This is a genomic window from Bowdeniella massiliensis, from assembly GCF_023634005.1.
Classification (GTDB): domain Bacteria; phylum Actinomycetota; class Actinomycetes; order Actinomycetales; family Actinomycetaceae; genus Bowdeniella; species Bowdeniella massiliensis.
This window is the reverse complement of sequence record NZ_JALIQR010000006.1, coordinates 24705-42969: the sequence shown is the minus strand read 5'-3', so window position 1 is coordinate 42969 and position 18265 is coordinate 24705. Positions and strand designations below refer to the sequence as shown.

Here is an 18265-nt window from a genome sequence, read left to right as displayed (position 1 = left end):
TGACGTAGTACCCTCGAACACCCCCAACCGTGAGGCCCGCCCGTGACCTTACTCGTCGCCCTGCACGCGCTCGCCGCGCTGGTAGCGCCCGCAATCATGCGCCTGGGGCGACGCGGTTTTCTGATTCTCGCGCTCGTGCCCGCGGCGGCCTTCGGCTATACGCTCACCCAGTTGCGCGCCGCGTTTTCCGATAATCCGCCGACGGAGGTCATCTCCTGGGTGCCCGCGCTCGAGATGGATTTCGCCTTCCGGCTGGATCCGCTCGGCGCGATTATGGCGCTCATCGTCTCCGGCGTCGGGGCGCTCGTGCTCGTGTACTGCTCGCCGTATTTCGCCCGTCACGCCCAATCCCTGCCGCGATTCGGCGCCGTTTTCGTCGCCTTTGCCGGCGCGATGTATGGCCTCGTGACGACGGATAACACGCTAGCGCTCTACGTTTTTTGGGAAGCGACGACGGTCTTCTCCTTCCTGCTCATCGGCCATCACCACGAGCGCCAGACCTCGCGGCGCGCCGCGCACCAGGCGATCATCCTCACGACGCTCGGGGGCCTGGCCATGCTGGGCGGCATCATCCTGCTAGGGCAGCTGCCCGGCGGCTCGTATTCGATCTCGCAGCTCGTGACGAATCCGCCGGAGACGACGGGGCTCGTCATCGCCGCGATCATCCTGCTGCTGTTTGGCGCGAGCTCGAAGTCGGCGCTCGTCCCCACGCATTTTTGGCTCCCGGCCGCGATGGCAGCGCCCACCCCCGTCTCCGCCTACCTGCACGCGGCCGCGATGGTCAAGGCGGGCGTCTACCTCGTTGCGCGTTTCGCGCCCGGCTACGCCCACCTTGGCGTCTGGCAGGCGATCGTCCTGGGGCTCGGGCTCGCGACGATGATCCTCGGCGGCTACCGCGCGCTGCGCCAGTACGACATCAAGCTGCTGCTGGCCTTCGGCACGATCAGCCAGCTCGGCATGATCATCGCGATCGTCGGCCAGGGCTCCAAGGCGCTCATGCTCGCGGGCCTGACCCTCATCGTCGCGCACGCCCTGTTTAAGTCCTCGCTGTTCCTCACCGTTGGCGTCATCGACTGGTGCGTCGGCACCCGCGATCTGCGTGAACTGTCGGGAATCGCCCGGAAGATGCCGCTCATGGCGATCGCGGGCGCGGTCGCGACCGCCTCGATGGTGGGCCTGCCGCCGCTGCTGGGCTACCTCGGCAAGGAGGCCGCGATCGAGGGCCTCGTGCACGCCGTGGCGCTCGGCGGCGATGACTGGGTGCGCGATCTGCTCGTCCTAATCGCCTTTGCGCTCGGCTCGATCCTCACCCTCGCCTATGGGCTGCGCTTTTACTGGGGCGCTTTTGCCACGAAGCCCGGCGTCGCGCCCGTCGACGGCCACGCGCTCAGCCCGATCATCCAGTTCTCGCCCATCGTGCTCGCGGCCGGCGCCCTGCTCGGGCTGATGCCGTCGGCGATGGAGGACGCCCTCGCACCGGCGACGACGATCGCGCCCGGGGAGCCCGGCCATCTCACGCTGTGGGGCGGATTCACCGTCGCCCTCGGGGTCACCGTCGTCATTATTGCGGCGGGCGCGGCGATGTTCGCCATGCGCACTCGCATCGAGGAGCTGCAGCGCCGCGTCGCGTTCCTGCCCGATCCCGAGGAGTCCTTCCGCCGCAGCGAGCAGGCGCTGGAAGATGGCGCCGCGGCCGTCACCGCGCGCACCCAGCGCGGTTCGCTGCCGTTCTACCTCGCGACGGTGATCGGCACGGTCATGGGCGCCCTGCTCATTGCCGTCCTCGCGCGCACCCCGCACATCGGCGGCATGCGGCTGTATGACAGCATCGCGCAGGTGCCCGTCGCGATCGTCACGATCGTCGCCGCCGTGCTCGCCGCCCGCGCCCGGCGGCGCCTGAAGGCCGTGCTGCTCATGGGAGTCTCCGGCTACGGCATCGCCCTGACCTACGCGCTGCACGGCGCCCCCGATCTGGCGCTCACCCAGGTCCTCGTCGAGACGGTCACGCTCGTCGTTTTCATCCTCGTGCTGCGCCGCCTGCCCGCCTACTTCTCCAACCGGCCGCTGCGCGCCTCACGCTACTTCCGGGCGGCGCTCGGCGGTTTCGCGGGCCTCATCGTCGCGGTCCTCGGCGTCATCGCCGTCTCCGGGCGTACCGCCGATCCCGTCTCCGCCAATTTCCCCGCCGAAGCGCTGAACTTCGGCTACGGCCACAACATCGTCAACGTCACGCTCGTCGACATCCGAGCGTGGGACACCTTCGGCGAGATCTCCGTCCTCCTCGTCGCGGCCACGGGCGTCGCTTCGCTGCTGTTCTTGCGTTCGCGCGCCGGCATCGTCGATCGCGCGCGCAACCGCCGCGACGAATCGACCTCCGCCGTGTGGGACTCCCGGGCGCTGCACAACGCCGCCGCGCTGCACGACGCCACCCGCCGCGCCGCCGCCAAACGCGCTGCGGAGCTGAAGCAGCAAGGCTACGAACTGCGCCAGCCGGGCCGCGGCCGAACCTGGCTCGCCGGCTCCCTCACGCTCGCCCCGCACCGCCGCTCCATCATTTTCGAGATCGGCGCCCGGCTCGTCTTCCACACGATGATCCTCGTCTCGCTCTACCTGCTATTCGCGGGCCACAACGCGCCCGGCGGTGGCTTCGCCGGCGGCCTCATGGCCGGCACCGCGCTCATCGTGCGCTATCTGGCCGCGGGCCGCTACGAGCTCGGCGAAGCCATGCCGCTGAACGCCGGCCACCTCCTTGGCACGGGCCTCGCGCTCGCCGCGTTCGCCGGCCTGCTGCCCGTCTTCTTCGGCGGCACGATCCTGCAAACCACCGTCTTCGACTTCACCGTCCCGATCTACGGCGATATCCACATCGCCTCGGCGATCCTCTTCGACGTCGGCGTCTACGTCCTCGTCGTCGGCCTCGTGCTCGATATCCTGCGCTCGCTTGGCGCCGAGATCGACCGCCACGCCGAGATCGAGGGCGAGGGCGATAGCGAAGCCGATGAGACCGCGGCGCTCATCACCGACGACGCCGCCCGCGCCGAGGAGGTCACGAATTGAGCCCCGCACTCGTCCTTGTGATCCTCGCGGCCTTCCTCGTCGCGATCGGTGTCTACCTGCTGCTGGAGCGCTCACTGACGCGCATCATCATCGGGTTCTCGCTACTGTCCAACGGCATTAACATCATGATCCTGATCGCGGGCGGGCAGGCGGGCGCGCCCCCGCTCATCGGCCGCCCCGATCCCTCTCGCATCTCCGACCCGCTGCCGCAGGCCTTCGTCCTGACCGCGATCGTCATCACGCTCGGCATCACGGCGTTCCTGCTCGCAATGGCCTACCGCTCCTGGCAGCTCAATGGTCACGACGAAGTGCAAGACGACCTCGAAGATCGCCGCATCGCAGACCGCAAGATCCGCGAACGCATTGCCGCGCGGCGCCTCGATGACGACGGCACGCCCGTCGAAGCCGATGCCGCGCTCGCGCGCGATGAGACGGGCGGCAAGCCCCACGAGGAAGTCTCCGAAGCCGAGGAGCGTGCGCTGTGAACTGGATCGTGCCGCTACCCGTCCTCGTCCCGCTGTTTTCGGCCGGCGCCGCGCTCGCACTCGGCCGCCACCCGCGCATCTCGCGCGCAATCGCGCTGTCGGCCCTGACGATCTCGCTCGGCATCGCGATCCTGCTGCTCGTCGTCGTCGATTCCTCCGCCCTCGCCCTGGACGTCGGCTCCTGGGCCGCACCCGTCGGCATCACCCTCGTCGTCGACCGCTTCTCCGCCCTCATGCTGACGATCTCCATCGCGGTGACCCTCGCGGTGCTCGTCTACTCGACCGCGCAGGGGGTGGCCGACGAGGACGAAGGCGCGCCCGTCGCCGTCTTCTACCCGACGTTCCTCGTCCTATCGGCGGGCGTGTCCAACGCCTTTTTGACCGGCGACCTGTTCAACCTGTACGTCGGATTCGAGATTCTGCTCGCCGCCTCCTTCGTGCTCATCACCCTCGGCGGCTCGCGCGATCGCATCCGCTCGGGAACGATCTACGTCGTCGTCTCCCTCGTCTCCTCGGTGCTCTTCCTCCTCGCAATCGCGCTCATCTACGCCGCCGTCGGGACGGTGTCCTTCGCGCACCTGGCCGAGCGCCTCGCGGATCTCGACCCGTCCCTGCGCACCGTCTTGCACCTGACGCTGCTCGCGGCATTCGGCATTAAGGCCGCCGTCTTCCCGCTGTCGGCGTGGCTGCCCGACTCCTACCCGACGGCGCCTGCGCCGGTGACCGCCGTCTTCGCGGGCCTCTTGACCAAGGTCGGCGTCTACGCGATCATCCGCACCGAGACGCTGCTGTTTCCCGGCGACGATCTCAACACGCTGCTCGCGTGGGTGGCGCTCGCGACGATGCTCGTCGGCATCCTCGGCGCCGTCGCGCAAAATGACCTCAAACGTATGCTCTCCTTTACGTTGGTCTCCCACACTGGCTTCATGATCTGGGGCATCTCGACGAACACGCCCGAAGGGCTATCCGCCGCCGTGTTCTACGTCGTGCACCACATCACCGTCCAGACCTCGCTCTTCCTCGTGGCGGGCCTCGTCGAACGCTACGGCGGCACGACCTCCCTCATCCGTCTCGGTTCGCTCGCCACCGCGATCCCGTTCGTCGCCGTGCTCTACCTCGTGCCGGCGCTGAACCTCGCGGGAATCCCGCCATTTACCGGCTTTATCGGCAAGGTGGGCCTGCTGCAGGCCGCGGCCAGCGGCGCGAGCGCGCTGGACTACACGCTCATCGCGGGCGCCCTCATCACCTCGATCCTCACCCTGTATGCCGTCGTGAAAGCCTGGAACATGGCGTTTTGGCAGAAGGCGGAAGAACCGATGCCCGCCACGAGCCTGCCGCTGCCGATGATCGGCGCCGCAACCTCGCTCGTCGTCCTTGCGATGGGGCTGTCGATCGCGGGCGGCCGCGTCATCAACTACACCGACGATGCCGCCGCGAACCTGTCGAATCCGAACTACTACATCAACGCCGTCTTGCCCGATGGCCTGCGCGGCCAGGGCCAGTCCTCCGATACGACGGAGACGACGCCGCAGGAAGAGGAGAACCCGGAGGCGGATCACAATGGCGATTAAGCAGCTGCGCGGCCGCGGACCCACCTCGCTCGGCATGATCATCTGGCTGACGGGAGTCTGGCTGCTGCTGTGGGGCGACCTGTCGTGGGGCAATATCGCCAACGGCATCCTGCTCTCGCTCATTATTTCCTACCTCGCGCCGCTGCCGCGCCTCGTCATGCGTTTCAAGATCCGGCCGCTCGCGGTTATCTACCTCGTCGTGCGGTTCCTCTACGACGTCGTTGTCGCCTCCTTCCACGTGGCCAAGCTCGTGCTGAAACGCGCCGATCCGACGTGCGCCGTCGTGCGGATCCAGACGCGCAGCCACAATGACCTCTACCTCACGGCGACGGCCGGCCTCACGACGCTCGTGCCCGGCTCGGTGGCGATCGAGGCGCTGAAGCACTCGGGGCTGCTTTACGTGCACGTCCTTGACGTCGATCCGGATAACCCGCGGGCCTCGCTCGATGATTTCCGCGCCTCCGTCGTCGCGCAGGAGGAGCGCCTGCTGCGCGCGATCGCCTCCGATGACGAACTGCTGGATGCCGGCTACGACACCGGGTGGCGCTGCCAGGGCCCGAACTATTTCCGGCCGGATGCCGTGGGCGCCCGCCTCGAACGGAAGGCCGCCCATGATTAGTACGTGGCTGCTGTACATCTCCTTCGCCTGCGTCGCGATCGCGACGGTCGTCGTCCTGATCCGCCTGTCGCGCGGCCCCTCGATGCTGGATCGCGCGATCTCGATGGACGTGGTCACCGCGGCCATGATCGGCGCTGTCGCGAGCTATTCGGCGCTGACGAGCCGACTCGATCTCATCCCCGCGCTCGTGGCGCTGTCCATCGTCGGGTTTATTGGGACGACGACGATCGCCCGGTTCGCCGTCATCGATGACCCGGAAGAAGCTCGCATCATGAACGAGCAGGAGGCTGCGGAAGTCGAGCGCATCAACAAACTCATTGCCGACGAGGCCGAGCCCGTGCACGACGTCGACACCCCTCGCGAGGAGCCATCATGACCCTGCTCGGCTCGATCTTCATCGCGATCGGCGCGTTCTTTATCCTGATCGCCGCGATCGGCATCCTGCATTTCGACGATCTGCTCAAGCGCCTGCACGCCGCCGCTAAGCCGCAAACTTTCGGCACCATGATGCTCATGTCTGGCCTCGCCCTGACGCTGCGCGGTCCGACGACGATCTGGGCTCTCGCGCTCGTCGTCGCCTTCACGCTCGTCACGAGCCCGATTTCCGCCCACCTGGCCTCGCGTGCGGGCTTCCGCACCGGGCACGCCCCCAGCCGCGCGCTCATCGTCGATGAGTATCGGCGCGATAAGCGACGGGCGCTTCGCGCCGTGGCACAGCGCGCCGCCGATGACGAGATGCGGCATGATTGAGGCATGGATATCGGTTGGAAGATCGTCTCAGCAGGCTCGATGGCCGTCGCCGGCATGGTGGCCTCCAAGGTCGTCAATGTCGGTTGGAAGGCCGTGACGGGTCATAACCCGCCCGAGGACCCGGAAGATCCGGGCGTTCGCCTCGCAGAGGTCCTCACGTTCGCGCTCATCTCCGGCGCCCTGATGGGCCTTGCTCGCCAGCTCGCACTGACAGGCGCTTCGCGCTGGTACGGTGGCGATCGCGAAGTGGAAGCGTAGCGTTTTCGCGAAAAACCGCCTACAATAGTCATCTTCACGACTGGAGGTGACATGATCCGCTTAGCTGCATCACTCGGAGCGCTCACGCTCTTTGCCGTGCCCGCCGTGGCCGAAAGCGACTGTCACTACACGTGGACGCGCGATGGGAGCGTGCTCTCAACGTGCGGCGATGAATCCATCCTGCCCGAAGCGCCGAGCCGCCCCGCCGGCGAGCCCTGCCAGCAGGTCATCTCCCAGCGCACCTACCTCGTCGCCGACGAGTCCGTCCTCACCGCCTCGCGCACCGATACCGGTGACGCCTTCGGTGATCTGGCCACGGAGATCGGCCCCGGCGAGCAGATGCGCACCATTCGCCTGACCGGTTCGACGACGAAGGACCTTACCAACGCCTCCTTCCGGGTGCAGGCGAGCGACGGCTTCCGCTTCGAGCCGGATTCAGCGACGGCGTTCACTAGCCCGGCCGGGTCTGAGTCGGTAGCTGCGGTCGGGATCGGTTCCGTGCAGTTCGAAGACGATGGCAACGAGCTGCAGGTGTCCTTCACCCAGCTGCCCGCGGATGCGTCCTTCTCCTTTGAGGTCACCGCCCACGTCAAGGGCGAGCTACCGCTGCTCACAAGCTCGCTGATGGGCACCATTGAGGGCTGTTCGACGACCCCACCGGCCGATGTCACCTCATATACGGCGTGGCGCGACGTTGAGCTGATGTGCGCCGGCGGCACCGCTAGCCAAGAACGCGTCAAGACCGCCACGGCCTACATCTGGAGCGAAGCCGATGCCGCCTGGGTAACGGGGGAGCCCGCCCGCGAGACCGAGCAGCGCACCCGCCAGTTGAATGCGGCGGAGCTCAAGGAGTGCCCCGCACCTGAGACCGTGACGTACACGCCGTGGCGCGACGTGCGCCAGGACTGCACGACGAAGACTGTCGAGCGGCAGCGCACGAAGGTCACCTCGACTCGAACCTTCAATCCCGTCGAGCGGATCTGGGAGGACATCGCCGCGCCTCGGCCGGAGAGCACCTACCGCCCGATGACCGAGACGGAAACGGCCCGCTGCCAGGTCCCGGGATGGCTGTCGCTGTCCGATTTGTTGACCTGGGGCGATTAGTGAACGTCGTAGGCTAGTCGCCCGACCCAATAGTTCGCCATCAAACGTGGCATAAGCAATCAGGAAAGTTCACAATTCCGCGAGCCAACCTGAAGGAATCCTGGGAGATACGCCCGCGGAAATCGCGGCTGAGTGCACCGCCGGACCGGGCGTGAAGCCCGCAGATGTGCAGCGCTCTCAGGTCATCTCGCGGACCCCGCAGTGCGAGACCAAGGACTACTACGAGACGGTTTCCTACTGGAAGCACTCCTGGATCCTGAGCGAAGACGGCACCACCTGGGTGCTCAACGAAGGCAACCGCCACGACATCTACACCGACCGCGAGGTCGTCAAGATGACGGGCGCGGAGTTCGCAGTCGAGTGTGGCACGACCGAGCCGACTGAAGAGGTGCCGTATACTTATGCGCGTGGACAGGGGAGCGCCACCTGGCGCTGAGAGTGCGAACGCAGACCCTACGAACCTGATCCGGATCATGCCGGCGAAGGGAGTCGCAATCTCCGGTATGCCGCACCCTGCGGCGCCGAACCCCTCCGGCAAGGAGGTTATTTTTATGTCCAGCAAGATCGGCCTCGCGCTCGTCAGTGCGCTCGCCCTGGGGCTTAGCGCCTGCAGTAGCGCCGAGCAGCCTGAATCGCTCGTCGTCCTATCCCACGATTCGTTCGACTTCCCGGAAACGCTCATCAAGCAGTTCGCTGAGGAGACCGGCATTGACGTCTCCATTCAGCAGATCGGTGACGGCGGCGAGCTCGCCAACCAGCTCGTCTTGACCAAGGATGCGCCGCTCGGGGACGTCGTCTACGGGCTCGACAACACCGTCTCGTATCGCATCTCGGGCCAGGACGTCATTGCGGAGACGTCCGTCGCGTCGCCGGATAAGGCACTTGATTATGCGGGCGAACCCGGCCTCATCCCCATCGACCAGGGGGATGTGTGTGTCAACTACGATAAGGCGTGGTTCCAGGGCAAGCAGCCGCCGCAGACGTTCGAGGACCTGGCAAAGCCCGAATACAAGGGACTGCTCGTCGCGATGAACCCGGCGTCGTCGACCCCGGGAATGGCCTTCATGCTCGCCACGATCGAGCACTTCGGTACGGACGGCTGGCTCGACTATTGGAAGCAACTGCGCGATAACGGCGTGAAGATTACGAACGGCTGGTCGGATGCGTTCAGCGTCGATTATTCCGCTGGTGAAGGCGCTGGGCCGTTCCCGATGATGGTCTCCTATGGGTCCTCGCCGGCATATTCGGTTAATGAGGCGAAGACCGAGAGCACGACGGCGGCGCTGCCGCAGACGTGCTACCGGCAAGTGGAGTATGCGGGCGTCTTGCAGGGGAGCAAGAATCCCGAGGCCGCGGCGAAATTCGTCGAGTTCATGCTGACGCCTGCGGTGCAAGAGGCGATCAGTGAGGTCACGTACATGCATCCGGCGAACCCGGAGGCGAATGCTCCCGAGGACCTTGTGAACTTCGGGCCGCTCGCAACGGAAATGCACTCGCTGCCCGCCGATGAGGTAGCGGCCAACGCCGAAGCGTGGCTGCGCGCCTGGCAGGCGGAGGTCATCGGCTAAGTGAAGGCCCAGCGGATCCTCGGGTGGGCATTGGCGGCGGGGCTCCCGCTCGTCTTCCTCGCGCTGTTCTTTGCGTGGCCCGCCGCCACGCTCGTGCTGCGCGGCTTCACCTCGCCCGAGGGCGGCTGGGACTTCGGGGCGTTTTCCGAGGTCTTCGCGCGCGATCGCACGTGGCGGATCATTGGGCTGACGCTAGGGATGGCGACGGCCGGCACGGTGCTGGCGGTGCTCCTCGGGGTGCCGGGGGCCTATGCACTGTATCGCTGCCGCTTCCCCGGCATGATGGTGGCGCGCGCGATCGTTGCCGTGCCGTTCGTCCTGCCGACCGTCGTCGTCGGCGTCGCTTTTCGATCGCTGCTGGCGAGCGGCGGGTGGCTCGACTTTTTGGGGCTGGATGGCAGCGTCGTCGCCGTCGTCGCGGCCATGGTGTTTTTCAACTATTCGCTCGTGGTGCGCAACGTCGGGAACCTGTGGGCGCGGCTCGATCCGCGGCAGGTGGAGGCCGCGCGGGCGCTCGGGGCCACGCCGCTGCGGGCGTTTTTGACGGTGACGCTGCCGGCGCTGGCGCCGGCGATCGTCTCCGCGGCGTCGGTGGTGTTCCTGTTTTGCGCGACGGCCTTTGGCATCGTCCTGATCCTGGGCGGGGTGCGGCTGGCGACGATCGAGTCGGAGATTTACCTGCTGACGACCACGTTCTTGGACCTGCGTGGGGCCGCGGTGCTGTCCGTCGTCCAGCTCCTTGTCATTGCGGTGGCGCTGTGGGCGGCGGGGCAGGCGCGCAAACGCAGCGAGCGGGCGCTGAATCTGCGGCCCGATCCGGTGACGCACCGGCTGCGCGGCGCCGATGTGCCCGCGTTCGTCGTCACCGGGATCGTCGTCGCGGGGCTCATCGTGTTGCCGATTGCGCAGCTCGTGTGGCGCTCGCTGCACAGCGGGGGCCGCTTCACCCTCGAGCACTACCGCAATCTCGCGAACGCCGATGCCACGCGCGCGGTGCGGGTTTCCGCGCTGCAGGCCGCGGGGACGTCGATCGGGATTGCGCTCATTGCGGCGCTGATCGCGCTCGTTGTGGGAGTGGCGGTGGCGCTGGTCGTGACGCGGCGGCCGCGCACGCGGCGTGGGCGGCACGCGCTCGCGTTCCTCGACGCCACGTTCATGTTGCCGCTTGGGGTATCGGCGGTGACGGTCGGGTTCGGTTTTCTCATTACGCTCAATCGGCCGCCGCTGGATCTGCGCAGTTCGTTTTGGCTCGTGCCGATCGCGCAGGCGGTGGTGGCGGTGCCGCTCGTCGTGCGGATGATCGCGCCGGTGCTGCGTGCGATCTCGCCCCGGCAGCGGGAGGCGGCGGCGTCCTTGGGGGCGTCGCCGGGGCGGGTGCTCGCAACGATCGACGGCGCGCACCTGGTGCGAGCTGGAGCCGTCGCCGCCGGATTTGCGTTGGCGGTCTCGCTCGGGGAGTTCGGCGCGACGTCGTTCCTGGCGCGGCCGGAATCGCCCACGCTGCCCGTCGTCATCTATCGCCTCATCTCGCGCCCGGGCGCGCTCGAGCAGGGGATGGCGATGGCGGCAAGCGTGCTGCTTGCCGCGCTCGCGGCGGTTGTCATGGTCATCATGGAGCGAGGTCGGCCCTCGCAGGCTGGAGAGTTTGCATGATCGGGCTTGAGGTGCGCGACCTCGTCGTACGGTACGGGGATAACATCGCCGTCAACGGGGTGTCGCTGACGGCGGCGCCGGGCGAGATTGTCGCCCTACTGGGGCCCTCGGGCTCGGGCAAGTCGTCGCTGCTGCGTGCCGTCGCGGGGCTGGAGCCCGTTGCGGCCGGAGACGTGCTCTTTGCGGGGGAGTCCGTTATCGACGTGCCGGTCCATCGCCGCGGCTTTGGTTTGATGTTCCAAGACGGCCAATTGTTCGCGCATCGCGACGTCGGGGGCAACGTTGGGTATGGTCTCCCGCGCAAGGAGCGCGCCGAGCGGGTGGCGGACATGCTGGAGCTCGTCGGCCTGCAGGACATGGCGCATCGCTCGGTGACCTCGCTGTCGGGTGGGCAGGCGCAGCGCGTTGCACTCGCTCGGGCGCTTGCCCCGGATCCGCGGCTCATGTTGCTTGATGAGCCGCTGTCGTCGCTGGATCGGGCGATGCGAGAGCGGCTTGCCTCCGAGATTCGCGCGATCTTGAAACGGTCGAATTCGACCAGCATCTACGTCACGCATGATCAGGATGAGGCATTCACCGTCGCGGACCGGATCGCGATTCTCATCGATGGCGAGTTGGCGCGGCAGGGGACCCCGGAGGAGGTGTGGCGCGATCCGCGAACCGTCGCTGTTGCGCAGTTCCTGGGATATGGCCCGTTCGTATCGAGCGAGGGCGGCCTTCGTGCCATCGCGCCGGCGGCGCTGACCGTCTCATCGCAGCCGGCGCCTGGCACCGAGGTCGAGGTTGAAGTGCTGGATGTGCGTGTGCGGCGCGGATATAGCGATCTCATCGTTAGGCTGGAGGGGCAGGAAGCGCGGGCGCGGGTCACGGATGCAAAGCTCGACCCGGCCGTTTTGGTGGGGACGCGGCAGCTCGCCACCTTGCGCCTGTCGATGTGCCCGATCGTGAGGAGTGCGGCGTGAAAACTAAGCTGCGCGCGGCGGTTGCTGCGTTGAGCGTCGCAGGTATGCTCGCCGCCTGCGGACCCGAACCTATTCCGCCGGAGCAGGCCGACGAGCTCGCCGCCATCGTCGAGGATGTGCTGGAGGAGCGCTGGAAGATCTATATGGAGGACCGGCCCGCTGAGTTGCACTCCATTCCTGCGGACGTATCGGTGGCGTTCGTCGATTCCGATGACCTTCGCGCGCGCGGCAGGCGCGACCCGCAGCGCCCGATCTTGGTCGACGTCGACTTTCACACTACTTCGCAGGCCCTCCAGCATGGTTCCGTCGTGGAGATACAAGGTTTCGAGGACGTGAGCTACGTGCGAGGCCCGAAGGATATGGATGAGGGGGAAATATCCTCGGTGAACTATCGGGCGAAGTTTGGGCATCGCGATGGGTCGTGGGTCCTGTTGAGTTTGCGCTCCACCGAAAAATGGGTCGAGGGGGTTTCGACCGCGACGCTCATACCTGGGGCCTGATGTATACGGATACTGTTTTTGGTATATCCATTGGTGTGTGAGCCGCACGATAACAAGGCGCCTTGCTGGGAATAGCTCATTGATCGGTTCTAGGCCGATTTTTAGGGGCGAATTGTGTCGACCCTGCATGTCAAATAGACCACTGTAGCTTATATGCTTTAGTTGACGTTGATGTCACTATAGTTAGGAGTGTATGCCTCCACCGTGGAGGCATCGCTGCCTGCCAGTGCAGCGCCAAGGGAGGCCTGACCGCCTTCGTGATTTTCGGGAGAGTCAGTGGCGAAACATCAATCAGGCTCCCGCGCCTATCGGCGCCGGAGAGCCCTATCTATCACAGCGGGAATAGCGCTGTTGTTCGGTGGCTTTGCAGTGCCACCATCGTTTGCCGAAGGGGAGGCGACACCTGCAGTAGAGCAGAGCGTCGCACCGCCGGAGGCCGTCGAGGAGAGTCCGGAGGCGCCGGTCGAGAAGCCTGCGCCGGTCGAGAAGCCTGCGCCGGCCGAGAAGCCCGCGCCGGCCGAGAAGCCCGCGCCGGCCGAGAAGCCCGCGTCGGTGGAGAAACCTGCGCCGAGCGCGGAGCCCGAGTCCACGGGGCCGATCGATGGCCCGCAGACACGCTCGGCGATGCGCGCGCCCACTGTGTCGACGGTTCCGAACCCGGAGCTGCCGGGGCAATGTGGCTTGAAGATCGCGCTCGTATTCGACCTGTCGAACTCGCTCAGCGCGAGCGACGTGCAGCAGTCCAAAGCCGCGGGCAAACAGTTCGTGGATACGCTTGCCGGCACGCCGTCGAGCGTCGGAGTCTATAGCTTTGCCTCGTTTGCGCCGGCGACGGGCAATTCCAACCTGCCTGCGACGTCGATCGCGACGGCGGGTGGCGCGAATGCGGTGAAGGCCAAGATCGACGGGCTGCAAACCCCGCCGAGTAACCGCGGCGGTACGAACTGGGACGCGGGGCTGCGTCAGATAGGCGCGGGCTACGACCTCGTCATCTTCGTGACCGACGGCAATCCGACGGCCTATGGCACGCCGGGCACGCCTGGCAACCCGGACTATGGCTCGCGCTTCGACCAGATCGATCTCGACAGCGCGGTGCACGCCGCCAATGCGCTGAAGAACGCGGGCACCTTCGTCATGGGGCTGGCCGTGGGCAGCGGCATCAACTACGCCAACATTGCCGCGGTGTCGGGCCCACGCGCTGGGACCGATTACTACGCCATTGGTAACTACGACCAGCTGGCCGCGGCGCTGAAGGAGATTGCGCTGAAGACGTGTGGCGGCACGGTCAATATCGTCAAGCAGATCGTCGACGAGGCTGGCAACGTCATTGGCGTTGGCGAAGGTTGGACGTTCGATGCGGCGGGCGAGGGTCTCTCGCCGGGGAGTGCCACGACCAATGCCGATGGCGCCGTGAGCTTCAAGCTCGCTGAGATGCAGCCGGGCGAGAGCCGCGACGTCACCGTCAGCGAGCGGCTGCAGGACAACTTCCAGCTGTTCCCGCAGGACGGCAAGAATGCCGTCTGTACGGTGGGCGGCGCGCCCGTTGCCGTGACCAATGTGGGCGAGAACGGCTTCGTCGTTCCCGTCGGCTTCGAGCAGGTCGTCTCCTGCGTCGTGCAAAACCTCGAGCAGAAGTACTATGAGCCGCTCGCGGTGACCAAGACCGCCGAGGGGCGCTATGACGCCGTCTACGACTGGGACATCACCAAGGGCGTGGATCGCTCGCTCGTCGGCATTGCCGAAGGCACGCAGCACGAGGCGTCCTACGAGGTGATCGTCACCGAGGGTGCGCGCACCACGAGCAACTATGTCGTCGCGGGCAACGTCACCGTTTCGAACCCGAACGACGAGCCCATCGTGGCGACGCTGAGCGATACGCTTGCGGGCGCGACGTGCACCTTCCCGGACGTCGCGGACGTTGATCCGGCGACCGATGGGCTGCAGGTGAGCGTGCCGGCGGGCTCGGCGAGCTACGCCTACACGTGCTCCTTCGCGGACGAGCCGGCTGAGACCGTGACGAACACGGCGAGCGTGGCCTGGTCCCAGGAGGACTACCCACAGCGGGCGGCCGACGCGAGCTACACGGCGAGCGCGAGCGCCGAGACCGGCTTCGTGGAAGCCAGCTCGAAACACAAGAGCGTCACCGTGAGCGATACGTTCGCCGAGTTCGGTGACGCCGTCGAGCTGACGTGGTCGGAGCAGGGCAAGGTCCACACCTTCGGCTACACCAAGACGCTTGATGGCACGCCGGGTGAGTGTGAGACCTACACCAACACGGCCAGCCTCGTGAGCACGGACGGGCTCGAGAAGTCCGCCGATGCGAACGTCAAGCTCTGCGTCGGATCGGATCTGGCGATCACGAAGACGGCCGCCGTCGCCTACGATCGGGCGTTCGATTGGGATCTGACGAAGAGCGTTGATCGGGCGGACTTCCTGCTCGGCGATGACGAGTCCGCAACGCCCAACTACACGCTGAGAGTGACGCCGTCGGCGCCGATCGATACCGCGAGCACCGTCACCGGTGAGATCACGATCAAGAACCCGAACGCGTGGGCGGTCCCGGTCACGGGGCTCACCGACGTCGTGACGGGTTTGTCGGAGGCCGGGCTGGCGTGCGAACTCGTCGCACCTGAAGAGGTCGCGGCGGGCGCCACCATCACGGTTCCCTACGTGTGCGAGGGCGACTTCACTGCGGTCAGCGGTGGCGTTAACACCGCGCTGCTGACGTGGGATCACGGCATCGTCGATGGGCTGCGGATTCCCACGCCGCATACCTCGGCAACCGCGCGCGCGGATGTTGCCGTCGGCGAGCCGGGTTCGATCGCGAACCAGCAGGTCACCGTCTACGACAACTTTAACGATCTGGGCCGCGTCGAGGTGGGCTGGGTGAGCGTCGATGATGCCGGCGTCATCACCTCGGCAACCGCGATCGAGGGCATTGATGTTGAGGTCGTCGATAATGCGGCGGTCTTTACCTACAACGTCTCGATGAAGCCGACGCCGGGCGAGTGCGTGACCTACCCGAACACCGCATCGGTGCTGGATAAGTCCGCCTCCGCGAGCGTTGACGTGTGCGCCCCGGCGATCGAAAAGAACGCCTACGGCAACGTCGATCGCGCATTCACGTGGCACGTCGATAAGTCCGTCGATCCCGACTCGCAGGTGGTCTCCGCCGGCGAGCAGGCGAACGTCGAATACTGGGTACACGCATGGGCGAGCGATCCGGTCGATACGCCGCAGTTCGTCGGCGGTGCGATCACGGTGACGGTGCCCGAGGGCGTGACCCTGCCGAGTGCGACCCTGCGCGATGAGCTGCCCGCAGCGCAGTCGTGCACGATCATGACGCAGGGCGGCGTCGAGGTGGAATTCCCGATGGATATCACCGAGACGACGACCTTCCTGTACCGCTGCGACGTTGAGACGACCGACGTCGGGACCAACACGGCGACGCTGAGCTGGGGCGATTCCCACGTCAGCGCGACCGCCGAGGTCTCCGAATGGCTGCTGCGCAACGTCGTCAACGCCAACCTGACCGTGACCGATGACAAGACCGATCCGGACAATCCGGTCGAGCTTGGCGTCGTGACGATCGATGAGGATGGCGCCGTGCAGGCGGGCGAGGGCTACGAGGTGATCGACGGTAAGGCCGTCTTCGCCTACGAGCTTAAGCTTGCGGGTGAGGCCGGGCAGTGCACGAGCTACACCAACAAGGTGTGGGGCGTGGACGATGCCGAGGGTCGCGTCGCCGATGAGGCCGTGACCGAGGTGTGCGAGCTGGCGCCGCTGGAGGTGGACAAGACCGCCGCGGGCACGTTCGAGCGCACCTTTGACTGGTCGATCGATAAGCAGGCGAGCAAACCCGGCAAGGACGGGCGCGTCGACTACACCGTGAGCGCGCGCGTGGCCGGCCACAGCGATTCGGCCTACGTCGCGAGCGGCGAGATCACCGTTGCCAACCCGACGGACTTCGCCGCTGGCACGTACACCATCACCGACGTGCTGGACGTACCCGATGGCGAGGCGACGTGCGAGCTGCGCACCAGCGCGGGCGAGGCGGTCGACTTCCCGCTGACGCTCGAGGCCGGGGCATCGCTCACGCTCAGCTATGAGTGCGCCTTCACGGACGGCGATGCCACGATGAACACCGCGAGCGTGCACTACACGGACGCGGTGGGCACGACGGGCTCGATCGATGCGAACGCGGAGCTCGACTTCGAGCTCGGCAGCCTCGTCGGGGACAAGGTGACGATCATCGACGATAAGACGGTTGCCGGCGAGGAGCATACGCTCGGGGTCGTGACCGTCGACGCCGACGGGAAGATCCAGCCGGGCGAGGGCTACGAGGTCGTTGATGGCGCTGCCGTCTTCACCTACTCGCTGACGCTGGAGCCCAAGGCTGGGGAGTGTATCGAGGTGACGAACACTGCCTGGATCGCGGAAACTGGCGATAAGGATAGCGCGCAGGCGAAGGTCTGTAAGGACGCGCCCGTGCCGCCGAAGCCGCCGATCAAGCCCGAGTTGCCGATCACCGGCAGCGATAGCTCGGGTCCGATCCTCGCGATGCTTGCCCTAGCTGGGGTCGGCGCCGCGATGATCCGCCGCCGCTACGCGAGCTAGCGGTCAACGCGAACGGGCCCCGGGAAATCCCGGGGCCCGTTTTCGCTGCTAGGAGCCGGCCGTCGACTTCGTCGCCTCGGCCCACAGGTTAATGCCCGAATCCACGGCGTAGTGCTCGATAGCGTCGAGCTCGTCGTCGGTGAAATCGGTGCGGGATGCCGCCGCGAGGTTCTCCTCGAGCTGGCTCGTGCGCGAGGCGCCGATGAGCGCGGAGGTGACGGTCTGCTCGCCCTGGTCGCGCAGCACCCAGGAGATCGCGAGCTGGGCGAGGCTCTGGCCGCGTTCCTTGGCGATCGCATCCAGGTGGCGGATGCGGGTGAGGGTGTGCTCGTTCAGCATGTCGGCCGTGAGCGAGGAACCCGCGCGTGAAGAGGTGAGCTGGCTGGCGGGATCGTCGACGAGATACTTGTTCGTCAATAGTCCTTGGGCGAGCGGGGAGAAGACGATCGTGCCCATGCCGGCGGCCGCGCAGGCGGCGAGCAGCGAGGGCTCGTCTTCCACCCAGCGGTTGAGCATCGAATAGGAGGGTTGGTGGATGGCGAGCGGGGTGCCGAGCTCGCGCATGATCTCCCGGGCGTGCAGGGTTTGATCGGCGCTGTAGGAGGAGATCCCGACATAGCGCGCCTTGCCCTGACGCACGATGAGATCGAGGGTGCGCAGGGTTTCTTCGAGCGGCGTGTCGGGATCGGGCCGGTGAGAGTAGAAGATATCGACGTAGTCGAGTTGCAGCGAGCGCAGGGAGTTTTCCAGCGAGCCCATGAGGTACTTCGCGCTGCCGCCGATGCCGTGCGGGCCGGCGAAAAAGTCCCAGCCGGCTTTGGTGGAGATGATGAGCTCGTCGCGGTAGGGGCGTAGGTCCTCAGCGAAAATCCGCCCGAAGTTCTTCTCGGCGGAGCCGAAGGGCGGGCCGTAGTTATTGGCGAGGTCGAAATGGAAGACGCCGAGATCGAAGGCGCGGCGGATGATCTCGCGCTGGGTGGCAAGGGGGCGGTCGTCGCCGAAATTCCACCATAGGCCGAGGCTGATGCGCGGCAGGACGAGGCCCGTCGCGCCGCAGTGGGCGGTGGGGAGCTGGTCGTGGCGGTTCTCGGCGGCGCGGTAGACGTCGGGATAGGTCATCG

The 18265-nt window shown here is 66.5% G+C and carries 15 protein-coding genes and 1 riboswitch; of the genes, 14 read left to right on the top strand and 1 reads right to left on the bottom strand.

Features of this window, described 5'->3' with window-relative positions:
- The first annotated feature begins 42 nt into the window (after positions 1–42).
- From MUN85_RS05275 to MUN85_RS05210, 14 genes are all read left to right on the top strand, one after another.
- Positions 43–3057: a Na+/H+ antiporter subunit A gene (locus MUN85_RS05275; RefSeq protein WP_250505719.1), complete on the top strand. Its 3015-nt coding sequence runs from the start codon at positions 43–45 to the stop codon at positions 3055–3057.
- On the top strand, positions 3054–3542 hold the full coding sequence (locus MUN85_RS05270; RefSeq protein ID WP_092562289.1) for a Na(+)/H(+) antiporter subunit C: 489 nt from the start codon (positions 3054–3056) through the stop codon (positions 3540–3542). The genes MUN85_RS05275 and MUN85_RS05270 overlap by 4 nt, the downstream gene beginning before the upstream one ends.
- A complete protein-coding gene (locus MUN85_RS05265) occupies positions 3539–5113 on the top strand; it encodes a Na+/H+ antiporter subunit D (protein ID WP_250505718.1) in 1575 nt (524 codons plus the stop codon). Before MUN85_RS05270 ends, MUN85_RS05265 begins: the two co-directional genes overlap by 4 nt.
- Positions 5103–5732 (top strand): Na+/H+ antiporter subunit E, encoded by a 630-nt coding sequence (locus MUN85_RS05260; protein ID WP_250505717.1) that lies wholly within the window; start codon positions 5103–5105, stop codon positions 5730–5732. The genes MUN85_RS05265 and MUN85_RS05260 overlap by 11 nt, the downstream gene beginning before the upstream one ends.
- Entirely contained in the window at positions 5725–6108 is a 384-nt protein-coding gene (locus MUN85_RS05255) for an MrpF/PhaF family protein (protein ID WP_250505716.1), read from the top strand. The genes MUN85_RS05260 and MUN85_RS05255 overlap by 8 nt, the downstream gene beginning before the upstream one ends.
- Entirely contained in the window at positions 6105–6482 is a 378-nt protein-coding gene (mnhG, locus tag MUN85_RS05250) for a monovalent cation/H(+) antiporter subunit G (RefSeq protein WP_250505715.1), read from the top strand. Before MUN85_RS05255 ends, mnhG begins: the two co-directional genes overlap by 4 nt.
- Before the next feature lie 3 nt (positions 6483–6485).
- Positions 6486–6740 (top strand): DUF4235 domain-containing protein, encoded by a 255-nt coding sequence (locus tag MUN85_RS05245; protein ID WP_250505714.1) that lies wholly within the window; start codon positions 6486–6488, stop codon positions 6738–6740.
- A 51-nt stretch (positions 6741–6791) separates the two neighbouring features.
- The gene (locus MUN85_RS05240; protein WP_250505713.1) at positions 6792–7844 is read left to right on the top strand and encodes a hypothetical protein; all 1053 of its coding nucleotides are present in this window, start codon (positions 6792–6794) and stop codon (positions 7842–7844) included.
- Positions 7845–7995: 151 nt separating this feature from the next.
- The gene (locus MUN85_RS05235) at positions 7996–8280 is read left to right on the top strand and encodes a hypothetical protein (RefSeq protein ID WP_250505712.1); all 285 of its coding nucleotides are present in this window, start codon (positions 7996–7998) and stop codon (positions 8278–8280) included.
- A riboswitch (TPP riboswitch) is annotated at positions 8248–8349 on the top strand. Its footprint overlaps the gene before it by 33 nt.
- Positions 8318–9412, top strand: coding sequence for a thiamine ABC transporter substrate-binding protein (locus tag MUN85_RS05230; protein ID WP_250505711.1), 1095 nt, complete (start codon positions 8318–8320; stop codon positions 9410–9412). Its footprint overlaps the riboswitch before it by 32 nt.
- Positions 9413–11065 carry an ABC transporter permease gene (locus MUN85_RS05225; RefSeq protein WP_250505710.1) on the top strand — a complete coding sequence of 551 codons (1653 nt, stop codon included), beginning with the start codon at positions 9413–9415 and terminating at the stop codon, positions 11063–11065.
- Positions 11062–12027, top strand: coding sequence for an ABC transporter ATP-binding protein (locus MUN85_RS05220; RefSeq protein ID WP_250505709.1), 966 nt, complete (start codon positions 11062–11064; stop codon positions 12025–12027). The genes MUN85_RS05225 and MUN85_RS05220 overlap by 4 nt, the downstream gene beginning before the upstream one ends.
- The gene (locus tag MUN85_RS05215) at positions 12024–12527 is read left to right on the top strand and encodes a hypothetical protein (protein WP_250505708.1); all 504 of its coding nucleotides are present in this window, start codon (positions 12024–12026) and stop codon (positions 12525–12527) included. The genes MUN85_RS05220 and MUN85_RS05215 overlap by 4 nt, the downstream gene beginning before the upstream one ends.
- A gap of 369 nt (positions 12528–12896) precedes the next feature.
- On the top strand, positions 12897–17144 hold the full coding sequence (locus tag MUN85_RS05210; RefSeq protein ID WP_250505707.1) for a vWA domain-containing protein: 4248 nt from the start codon (positions 12897–12899) through the stop codon (positions 17142–17144).
- 48 nt (positions 17145–17192) lie between these two features.
- Here MUN85_RS05210 and MUN85_RS05205 read toward each other — a convergent pair whose 3' ends face one another.
- Positions 17193–18263, bottom strand: coding sequence for an aldo/keto reductase (locus MUN85_RS05205; RefSeq protein ID WP_250505706.1), 1071 nt, complete (start codon positions 18261–18263; stop codon positions 17193–17195).
- Positions 18264–18265 lie beyond the last annotated feature (2 nt).